Annotated in this window: 10 protein-coding genes; all 10 read right to left on the reverse strand. The window is 60.3% G+C overall.

The features are described from left to right. Positions 1–1,871, reverse strand: a 1,871-nt coding sequence (locus ACYQ3M_RS11280) for a YhdP family phospholipid transporter (RefSeq protein WP_460036185.1), incomplete at its 3' end; no start/stop codon positions are given. Positions 1,872–1,894: 23 nt separating this feature from the next. Continuing rightward, positions 1,895–3,349 (reverse strand): ribonuclease G, encoded by a 1,455-nt coding sequence (gene rng / locus ACYQ3M_RS11285; RefSeq protein WP_460036186.1) that lies wholly within the window; start codon positions 3,347–3,349, stop codon positions 1,895–1,897. After that, positions 3,346–3,927 carry a Maf family protein gene (locus tag ACYQ3M_RS11290; RefSeq protein ID WP_460036187.1) on the reverse strand — a complete coding sequence of 194 codons (582 nt, stop codon included), beginning with the start codon at positions 3,925–3,927 and terminating at the stop codon, positions 3,346–3,348. The genes rng and ACYQ3M_RS11290 overlap by 4 nt, the downstream gene beginning before the upstream one ends. 2 nt (positions 3,928–3,929) lie before the next feature. Beyond that, on the reverse strand, positions 3,930–4,397 hold the full coding sequence (gene rlmH / locus ACYQ3M_RS11295) for a 23S rRNA (pseudouridine(1915)-N(3))-methyltransferase RlmH (protein ID WP_460036188.1): 468 nt from the start codon (positions 4,395–4,397) through the stop codon (positions 3,930–3,932). A gap of 56 nt (positions 4,398–4,453) precedes the next feature. Then, complete coding sequence (locus tag ACYQ3M_RS11300) at positions 4,454–5,326, reverse strand: VWA domain-containing protein (protein WP_460036189.1); 873 nt, start codon at positions 5,324–5,326, stop codon at positions 4,454–4,456. Continuing rightward, a complete protein-coding gene (locus ACYQ3M_RS11305; RefSeq protein WP_460036190.1) occupies positions 5,323–5,874 on the reverse strand; it encodes a tetratricopeptide repeat protein in 552 nt (183 codons plus the stop codon). Before ACYQ3M_RS11305 ends, ACYQ3M_RS11300 begins: the two co-directional genes overlap by 4 nt. Next, a complete protein-coding gene (locus ACYQ3M_RS11310; protein WP_460036191.1) occupies positions 5,862–6,713 on the reverse strand; it encodes a vWA domain-containing protein in 852 nt (283 codons plus the stop codon). Before ACYQ3M_RS11310 ends, ACYQ3M_RS11305 begins: the two co-directional genes overlap by 13 nt. A gap of 125 nt (positions 6,714–6,838) precedes the next feature. After that, positions 6,839–7,714 (reverse strand): hypothetical protein, encoded by an 876-nt coding sequence (locus tag ACYQ3M_RS11315; RefSeq protein WP_460036192.1) that lies wholly within the window; start codon positions 7,712–7,714, stop codon positions 6,839–6,841. Then, positions 7,705–8,532: a DUF58 domain-containing protein gene (locus tag ACYQ3M_RS11320; protein ID WP_460036193.1), complete on the reverse strand. Its 828-nt coding sequence runs from the start codon at positions 8,530–8,532 to the stop codon at positions 7,705–7,707. Before ACYQ3M_RS11320 ends, ACYQ3M_RS11315 begins: the two co-directional genes overlap by 10 nt. Then, a complete protein-coding gene (locus tag ACYQ3M_RS11325; RefSeq protein ID WP_460036194.1) occupies positions 8,529–9,548 on the reverse strand; it encodes an AAA family ATPase in 1,020 nt (339 codons plus the stop codon). Before ACYQ3M_RS11325 ends, ACYQ3M_RS11320 begins: the two co-directional genes overlap by 4 nt. Positions 9,549–9,692 lie beyond the last annotated feature (144 nt).

The raw sequence follows: 9,692 nt of genomic DNA on the forward strand, positions 1-9,692 counted from the left end.
GCACGCTTGCCTAAGGGGTAAGGAAGGTGGACTGCCAGACCTTGCAGCTGGGAGCGCAAGCGAAGGCGAGCGGGAGTGTTTGGCGTGTGGCTCAACTCCAAGGCCAGCTCGGCTGAGGTCGTCCCCTTAACCAAAGGGCGGAGCGCTGCTGAAGGCAAAACTTCGGGCGTCAGTTGAGTGAGCAAGGTCAAACGGGTGCGATCGCGGTCTACGTCGGCTTCAAGGTGCGCCGGTTGCTGCCCTAGCTTGCCGTGCAAGCGCGCGGTCAACCGGTGTCGGCTAAAGCGCAGCTCGCCGCTTAAGGCGTTTAGGCCGAGCGCTTGCTCTGTAAGCTGCCAGGCCGCCTGTTGCAGCTCGACCCGACCGTCGATTTGGTACTCTTTGGGGCGTTGAACGGGGAGGGAAATGTCTAAGAGTACCGCGGCGCGACCGGCTAGGCGGGTTTTTGCGGTCAATTTTGCGACCGCGGGAGCCAGAGGAGAGCGTTCGAGAACCTTAAGGAGGTTTGCAACGGAGGTGCGGCTGTGTCCTTGGATCGTTAAGACGGGATCCGAGGCGGTGCTGTCCAAGCTGGCGCTTAAAGATTCGATGGGAACATCGGCCAGCTGTCCTCGATGTGCGGCCAGGGTGATCCGGCCGTCGCGGGATGTCAGACTCAGATCGGTTGCAGCCAGCGCCGGCCAGCTTGGGTGAAATTCAATGCGAACGCGCGGGCCGCTCAACCGCGCTTCGCTTAGGTCGCGGAGCGGAAAGCCTGGCCATCTTCCGCGCCACACCAGATGGCCTGAAACGGTGCCGTGCAGCGGTTTGCGCGCCAGCCAGCGAACCAAACCCGGGGTGGCGCGGGAGGGCAGATAGGCGTCCAGATTGGCCAGTTTCAGCCGGCGAAAGTCAGCGCTCAGAGCCAAATAGGGAGCCTCTTGCGCCGGGCGAGCCAAGCGCAGTTGCGCGTAGGCTTCAAAGTCGGCGTTATTGAGGTGCAGCGGTTGGGCATGCACCTGCCAGCCGTTGTTATCCCAGTGGCCGCGGATTTGGCCGCGTAAATGGTGTAGCTCGAGCGGCTGTGCCAGCCAGGAAGGGCGCCAGGTCAAACGGTGCAAGTCGACCTCGGCAGTGGCTTGCCAGCGCGCAGGCCGCCACGTTCCCTGAAGCGTTAGAGTCCCCTGGCCCTGAAGGTTGCGCCTAAATTCTCCTGGCAAAAAGGCTTTAAGCCCTGTCAGCTGCCATTGTTTAAGGTGGATCTGAAACTCGGCCTCCCAGTTGGGCGTGTTGGGATCGCCTTGGATTTTAGCGCTTACGCTGGCTTGCTCGGCCAACGCTTCAGGAGCTGCAAAGCGCGCCCAAAGCCGATGTTCGGGGCCACGATTGGCCAAGCGCAGGTCAAGATTGCGCCAGAGCCTAGGGCGGCTGCCAACGTGCCAGACCAGCGTGCCGCCGAGCAACTCAAAGCGCCCGTCTTGCAGCAGCCAGGCAGGGATAAGCTCTTTACCGCCCGCCGGAAGCCCCAGGACGTGAAACCGGCCATTTGCGTCTTGCGCGATTTCGATGCGCGCTCCTAGGATCTTGACCTGCGCCGGTTGCAGCCGCCCAGTTCGGAGGCTGGCAGGAAGGTCGAGTTTGATCTCTACCTCCTCAAACTGAAGCCGGGCCTCTTCGGGCGGGCCGACGGCGACTGCGATCAGGCGCAGCTTCGGGGCGATGCCGTCTAGGCCGGCTTGAAGGTGGCCGATGCGGACGGGTTGGTGGAGGTACAAGCTCAAGCTCTTCTCGAGCGGGTGGCGGAATTGGTCGCTGCGGGGCAGCAGCCAAAAGCGCAGAGCAAGTAAAACAAGCGCCAGGCCGATCAAGCTCAGCCAGAGGCTCAGGCGCAAGGTGCGATGCAAAAGAAGCCGAGTCAAAGCAGGACGACGTCGTATTGTTCCTGATTGTACTGCGGCTCGGCGCGAAAGCGGATCCGCACGTTGAGGGAACGTTCTAGCTCCGCCAAGGTAGGGGCTTCCTCGTCGAGCAGCCGCTCGACGACCTCGTTGGAGGCGAGCACTAAGAGCGCTTTGACTTCGTACTGGCGAACTTCGCGGATGATCTCGCGGAAGATTTCCAGGCACGTGGTTTCGGCGGTCTTGAGCACCCCGCGGCCACCGCAGCTCGGGCAGGGCTCGCACAAAATTTGTTCCAGGCTTTCGCGCGTGCGTTTGCGGGTCATTTCCACCAAACCCAAAGAGGAGACGGCGCTGATGGAGGTTTTAACGTGGTCTTTTTCTAGGCTTTTTTCCAACGCCTTAAGGACTTGGCGGCGGTGCTCTTCGTCCTGCATGTCGATGAAATCGATGATGATGATGCCTCCCAGATTGCGCAGGCGCAGCTGGCGGGCGATGGCTTGGGCCGCCTCCATGTTGGTCTTGAAAATCGTCTCCTCGAGGTTGCGTCCCCCGACGAAGCCGCCGGTATTGACGTCGATGGTGGTCATCGCCTCGGTCTGATCGAACACCAAAAATCCTCCGGATTTGAGCTGGACCTTGCGCTGCAAGGCCTTTTGGATCTCGTCTTCGACTCCGTAGATGTCAAACAGCGGGCGCGGGCCGGTATAGAGCTCGATCAGGGGGGCGACTTCGGGGATGAATTCGTCGGCAAACCGCACCAAGCGTTGGTAAACCTCGCGCGAGTCTACCCGGATCTTCTCGACTTTGCCCCGATACAGATCGCGGAGCGCCCGCACTGCCAGGGGCAAATCTTGATGAACTAAGCTGGGCGCGCGAGCTTGAGCGTATTGCTCTTGGATCGCGTTCCATAGCTTAAACAGAAACAGCATGTCGGCGCGCAGGACGAATTCGTCCACCCCTTCGGCGGCGGTCCGGGCAATATAGCCGCCGCTGCCATACTCCTCGCGGAAGGCGTCGATGCAGCTTTTTAGGCGTTCGCGTTCGGCCTCGCATTCGATTCTCTGAGAGACCCCGGAAAACGAAGCAAAAGGCATGTACACCTGATAGCGCGACGGAATGGTGATCTCGGTGGTCAGGCGCGCCCCTTTGCCGCCGATCGGGTCTTTGCTGACCTGCACCATGAGTTCTTGACCTTCCTGCAGCAGGGTCTCGATCCCCCCGTTGGGGCTGGCCTGCAGTTGCTTGGCGTTCAAGTCGGAGGCGTGCAGGAAGGCCGAGCGCTCCAAGCCGATATCGACGAAGGCCGCCTGCATTCCCGGCAGGACCCGCACCACTTGCCCCTTGTAGATATTTCCGACCAGCCCGCGGCGGCGGGTGCGTTCGATAAACAGTTCTTGCAAAATTCCGTTTTCTACCACCGCGACCCGGGTCTCCGGAGGGGTGACGTTGATTAGGATTTCGTCGCTCATAGCACGTCAATTCCTGCTTTCCTTAACAGGTTCGCGGTCTCGTACAGCGGCAGACCCATCACGCCAGAGAAACTGCCCTCTAGGCGTTTGACGAACACCGCTCCCAATCCTTGAATGGCGTAAGCGCCGGCTTTATCGCGCGGCTCGCCGGTGCGCCAATAGGCGGCGATCTCCGCCTCGCTCAGTTCGCGAAAGTAGACCCGACTTTCGCTCAATGCCCCAAGGCTCAAGCGCGGATCGGCCAGCTCCAACCACACCGCGCTCAGGACAAGGTGGCAGCGGCCGGAAAGCCGGCGCAGGTAAGCCAAAGCTTGCGCCTGATCCTGTGGCTTGCCCAGGATCTCGCCGTCGATGACCACCGCCGTATCCGCCCCAAGCACCGGCTTGGCTTGCGCCGTCTTCTGGGCCGCCTTGGCTTTGGCTCGGGCGAGGCGCATTACGTACGCAGACGGAGATTCGCCAGATTGCGGCGTTTCGTCTATTTTAGGCGCGAAGACCTCATATGTGACCCCGATTTGGTCCAGCAGTTCACGTCGGCGCGGAGAGGCTGAGGCTAAGATAATCTGTGGCGCAACCACGGCTAGCGATGGTAAGGGTGTCCCTTAAGTAGGCTCCAGGCGCGGTAGAGCTGTTCCGCCACCAGGATGCGCACCAGGGGGTGGGGAAAGGTTAGCCGCGACAAGCTCCAGCGGATCGCGGCCCGCTCCAAGCAGGCCGGGGCCAACCCTTCCGGGCCGCCGACCAATAGCGCCAGGTCCTGGCTTTGCTGCAGCCATCCGGCCAAGCGCCTTGCCAGTTCAGGGGTGGACCAATGCTCGCCGCTTGCATCTAAAGCGATCACGTAGGCGCCCTCAGGGATGGCCGCGAGCATCTTCGCCCCTTCGGCGGCGATTTGACGGTTTCTATCTCCTTGCGCGCGGTACCTTCGCAAAGGGATTTCCTGTAAGCGCAGAGCGCATTCTTTGGGCAGGCGCCCTGCGTATTCCGCAAATCCTTCCTGGATCCAGCCGGGCATGCGGCTGCCGACGGCGATCAAGTGAATGCGCATGAAGCGTGCCGATCGAGTCGATAAGAACCAAAGTATGAGGACCAAACGCGTAGGCGTCAAACCAAGACTGCCAGTGCGACTGCCAGCAGCGCCCCCAACCCGAGCCAGGGACGCGCATCCACCGCTACCGGTCGCAGCCAATCCGAGCGCGGTTGGCGCAAAGCCTCAGCGAGTTGTTGGGGAGTGTGCAGGGTCAAGTAGGCAAGATCGGTGACGGCGGCGAGGCGACGCAGACGGGTAAGATCAAGGTGGGAAAGGAGGAGCTCGGCGCGTTCGGCGGGTATTTGGGTTGGGTAGCGGCTCGATTCCGCCGGGCGTGGCAGATCGCTCATTTGCCAATAGCCAAGGGTTTGCTCGGCTAGATCGAGCTTGGGGATGGGAACTGGGCGGGGGGTGCCGACGCCCACCAACCAGCCGCCGACTTGAGCGGGGCGGCCAGAGAAGAGCGGGTCGCGGGCGGTTTTAGGGAACTGGTCGCCGTCGGTCACGAAGACCAGATCGGTCTTGAGTTTTGCGGCAAGGCGCAGCGCGTCAAACAGGCCGTAGGCGATGTAGCTGTCGGCCGCCCAAGCGTTGCGCCAATCGATGTTCCTTAGAGCAGCGCGCAGGGCAGGGGCGTGTTGGCACGTTTCTATAGGTTCGAGCAGCAGTTGGACGCGCTTGTGGGTGAAGACGCCAAGACCCACTTCCGCACCGCACGGCAGGGCCACGATCGCCGCATCCAAAGCGGCCTTGGCGAACGAGAGCCGGTCCGGCGGCAGACCCTCGAGATGACAATCGCGCGCGTTCATGCTCTGGGTGATGTCGAGCACGATAAGATAACGGGGCAGGCGTTGCGGCAGGGTCCAGGTCGGCCGGAACAAAGCAGCGCTCAGCAGTCCCAAGGCCAGAATCCACAGCCCGATCCGAGCGGCTTTGCGGGAAATCATGGTCCTCCGTGAGGCAGGCCCGGCAGGGTAGAAAACAGGCTGGCTTTGGTCCCTTGCCACTTGGCCGGTTCGCGCTCGCGCGGCGGTGGCGCGATGCGCAAGGCGTATTCTAGATTGTAACGGGCATTTAGGTCTTTTGGATCCAGCCGAACTGCCTCGCGCAGGTGCTCGCGCGCCAGACCCAGCATCGTGACTACGCGCGGGTAGGCCCAGACCCCTTGCCGGTTCCACAGACCCGCCGCTTCGCGCAGATAAAGCGTGCCCAAGTTGTAGCTCAGCTTTTGTTTTAACGCGCCAGAAGCTCTAGGCAAGGCTTGGTTGTACAAGCGCAGCGCCGCTTCGAGCTTGCCTTCTTGCGCGTAGCGGTTGGCTTTGGCCGCGAGCAATTCGGGCGCGGTATGCGCATCCGGTTGCAGGCTGTGGATCTCGGCCAGGGCGCGGTTGTAACGCAGCGCGCGATAGGCCTGAAACCCTTCCCATCCTGCCGCTGCCCCTAAGCCCAAAAAGATGGCAGCGACCAACGCGCTTTCCTTGGTTAGGCGAGCCATCGATCGACCTCCAGCACAGTCAAGGCCAAAAGCGGTAGTCCCAAAGCCAAAGCCAGCGCAAAACCGTATTGGGACAGATCCCGGCGGGGCAGGGTTTCGAAGTAGACAAGCGGCTGGTTTTCCAGAGCTTCCACGGTGGCGATGGCGGCGGCCAGGCTTTCCGGGTTCTCGGCTTCGAAGACCCGGTAGGGAACGCCCAAGGTCTGGAAGTAGCGGTGCAGGAAGATTTCCGGAGCGGTGGTTTCTGTCAACGCCCGCGCCGGGGGATGAAGGACGCTGACGCTGGTCGGGGTGCGCAGATAAAGCCAGTACAGGCGCACCGCCAAGTCCTGAAACTCTTGCCGCAAGCGCTCTTGAACGTCTTGGTCGATGCGCGCCCCGCCGTCGGACACCAAGAGGATCACCCGGGCGCCGGTTAAGGGATGAGCGCGCAGGGTCTCCAGCGCCATCGAAAGTCCCGGGGCGATGTTGGTGATCCCGTGACCACGCTGCCCTATGGCGCGGACGGCGGCGATGAGCGCAGGTTTGTCTGCAGTCAGGGGAAGGATCTGCCGCGGGGCAGTGCTGAACGCCACCACCGCGAACAGATCCGGCTGCCGCCGTTGGATGAACTCCACCAGCAGCCTGCGCGCCGCCGCGCTTTTGGTTTCCGGGGCGGCACCGCCAAGGTAGCGGCCAGCGAAGTTTTCATTCATGCTGCTGCTGTGATCGATGGTCAAAACGATGTGGGCGCCGGTGCCGAGGCGCGCCACTTTTTGTTCTTTAAGAAACGGGCCGGCCACGGAGAGGATCAAACAACCCAAGAATCCAGCCAACAGGCACTTTTGTGCTCGGTCCAAGCGCTGCGACCGCTTATCGTGCGATAACAAGAAAAGCGCCGGATAGGGGAGACAATTTCCACCCGGCCGCCAAAATATAAGCGCTGGCAAAGGCAACAGCCACAGCCACCCCGGCTGGGAAAAACTTATTTCCGGCATCGCTTCTCAGCCTGAGCGCACGCCCGACACAGCTTCACTAATCCAAGCGACCAATTTTCTTCCGGCGGCGGATGCAAGCGGTAGAAAAACCGCTTGGAGGCCTGGAAAAACTGCTTGAGCTCTGGTTCAAGCGGGGCAAATGCGGGTCGTTTGGTGAGGAAGTCGGCGAGCTGACCGGCAAAGAGCGCCTGACCTGCGGTTTCGTTTAAGGCCTGATGAAACGCCCGGAAAGCCGCCTCGATCTCGCCTTGGCGGGCGGCCCGGCAAACCTTGGGCAAGGCTTTGGCAAAGGGAAGGCGCCGCTTGCGCGCGCTTCGCCAAACGAAAACTGCGCTCGCCAGGAGTAAGGCGATACCGATTCGAACTAAGCGTTGCTTATGGCGATCGAGATCGGCCTCCTTGGGTTGCCACAGCGGGCGGACTTCGACTTGGGCATCGCTCCACTGCGGCAGAATTAAAGGATGGGCGGTGAACGCCCAAGCGGGGATGGAAATGGTTTGCTGCTTGCCCGCCGGAGCGGTGAGCGGTAAGGGTAGCGAAGGGATTTCTAAGGTCAGAGCTTGGGGCAAGGAAGGAAAGATCTGATAGTCGATCCGCAGGCGGTAGCGATTCCCTCCGGTTTGCTGCCAGTGTTCGTAGGCGAAATCGCGAATCTCAAGCCAAGGATTGAGCGGCCCTTTGGTAGGCAACTGAGCGATGTCGAGCTGCCAAGGCGCTGGCACGAAAAGTTCGACTTGGTGGCGGATAACCGAGCCGACACCGTAACCGAACGGTGGAGGGGTCTTAAATTCCACGGCTACAGGCGGCGCCGCCGGGGTTGCGGTGGCGATGAGCCAAATAAGCCAAAATCCGATCAAGCGCATGTTTCCAGAAAATACCGAGTTAAACGGTCTGGGTGGAACCTGTCTTCCACAAAAAGCGGCGGCCGACCGTAACGACGGCACAGCTCGGTCAGTTGGGCGCGGTGGTCGCAAAAGGCAGCGTCCAATCGGGTCTTACTCGAAGGGCTCAGCCACAAGAAGCGATGGCGACCGGTCTCTGGGTCGTAGAGCCTGGCCCAACCCCAGCGCGCAGGCGGCTGCCGTTCGGACTCTAGCCCCAAGACGAGCGGTACCACGTCGTGCGGCTGAAGCTGGGCAAGCAGAGCCTGCACCTCGCTTAAAGGAAAGTAAAAGTCGGAAAGCAGAAAAATTAGCGCGCGCTTGGTGCCTAGGTAAGCGGTGAGGCGATGCAGCGCGCCGTTGCCCCCTTGCAAGCGAATTTGCGCAAGACGGCGCTTGAGTTCCAAAGCCCGGCTTTTAGATAAGCGCAAGGGAAAATGAAGCGCGATTTGGTCGTTGACCCCGAGAAAACCGAATGGATCGCCGGTCCGGTAGGCGGAATAAGCCACCGCTGTCGCCAGCTCGGAGAGAAGTTGCGGTTTGTGACCGATGGCCATCGAAGCCGACAAGTCGGCGATCGCAAACACCGGAATTGTGCTTGTTTGGCTAAATTGCCTGACTTTGTATTGGCCAAAAGGGTCGTGTAAAGTCGCGTGGATGTCGAGCTTGCGCGGATCGGGGTAATCGATGAGCGTGGTGTGCCCTCGGAATTCGTATCCGCTTCCTGCCGTGTGACTGCGGTGATGGCCTGGACGAACGCTGCGGGTACGCCAGGCGATGCGGTAATGAAACTCCTTCAAGGCGCGCTGATCCGATTGAGAATCGCTGAAGTCAAGCCTTTGACTAGAGTCTCTCGCTGCAGTTCGTAGATAGGAGCAAGCACGAGCCTATGTCCGATGACTTCGTGAAAGATGTACTGAAGGTCTTCGGGTTCTAGATAATCGCGGCCCTGCAGCCAAGCTCGCACCCTGGCGGCGCGCAGCAGCATGCTCATACCCCGCGTGCTCGCGCCGGCCAGAACGAGTTCGGCCATGTTTACTCCCTCGAGGTGGATGCCGAAGTCTTGCGGGGTACGGGTTGCCTGCCAGAGGTTTAGGGCATAGCGCTGTAAGGCCGGGCTGGCCTGAACGTAGCCTTGAATTAACGGAGCAACGGTGGCGATGTGGTGGTAGGGAACGACCGGCTGCAGCGTATTGATTATCGCGTCCACGTTGTGGAAGCGGGGATCGAAGATAAGGGCGACTCTATGTTGCGAGTCGGCAGGGATTTCGATGTGGATCTCCATGAGAAAGCGATCGCGAGCCGCGGAAGGAATTTCGAAAGTTTCTTCTTTTTCGACTCGGTTGCGATCGGCAAACACTTGCAGGTGAGGAAAACGATATTCGCGGTTGAACGCGAAAACGCTGCGCTCGGCCATGACCCGCAGCAACAGGGAGTGTACCTGGGGGCGCGCGCGGTTGACTTCGTTAAAGAAAAAGACTGCAAGTTGCTCCCCGTGTCTGAGCAAGGGACCAGGATCCACGCGGGGTTTGCCGTTCTCGTCGATGTAGGTGTGGTAAATAAGATCGTTGGGCATCAGGTCTATGGTGCCCTCGATTCGTTCATAACCCCCGCCTAAAGTCCGAGCGACTGCCTTCAGTAAGGTGGTTTTGCCTACGCCCACATCTCCTTCGAGCAGGATATGACCTTGGGCGAAGACGGCGAGGATGATCTTTTCCACCGACTCGTCAAGACCTACGACGACTTTTTTGATCTCTGCTTGCAAGCGCCTGGCTCGGTCACGCCAATCGGCTAAAAGATTGTCGGGCGATTCCATGGTGGTTTATTAGCTTGAAAAGCTTAAGAGATTAGGCTATATATTACAGATCGTCTTAGACACTAGACAAAACACTTGATGATCGAGGGCGTTTTGTTGCTCTTTTTAGGGCAGCTAGTCTAGCTTTGCTTTAGCACAAAAAAA

It is taken from the genome of Methylothermus subterraneus, from assembly GCF_054656915.1.

Excerpts from the sequence above, each read along its gene's own strand:
- rng (WP_460036186.1), bottom strand. The coding sequence starts at position 3,349 with ATGAGCGACGAAATCCTAATCAACGTCACCCCTCCGGAGACCCGGGTC.
- rlmH (WP_460036188.1), bottom strand. The coding sequence starts at position 4,397 with ATGCGCATTCACTTGATCGCCGTCGGCAGCCGCATGCCCGGCTGGATC.
- ACYQ3M_RS11300 (WP_460036189.1), bottom strand. The coding sequence starts at position 5,326 with ATGATTTCCCGCAAAGCCGCTCGGATCGGGCTGTGGATTCTGGCCTTG.
- ACYQ3M_RS11305 (WP_460036190.1), bottom strand. The coding sequence starts at position 5,874 with ATGGCTCGCCTAACCAAGGAAAGCGCGTTGGTCGCTGCCATCTTTTTG.
- ACYQ3M_RS11315 (WP_460036192.1), bottom strand. The coding sequence starts at position 7,714 with ATGCGCTTGATCGGATTTTGGCTTATTTGGCTCATCGCCACCGCAACC.
- ACYQ3M_RS11325 (WP_460036194.1), bottom strand. The coding sequence starts at position 9,548 with ATGGAATCGCCCGACAATCTTTTAGCCGATTGGCGTGACCGAGCCAGG.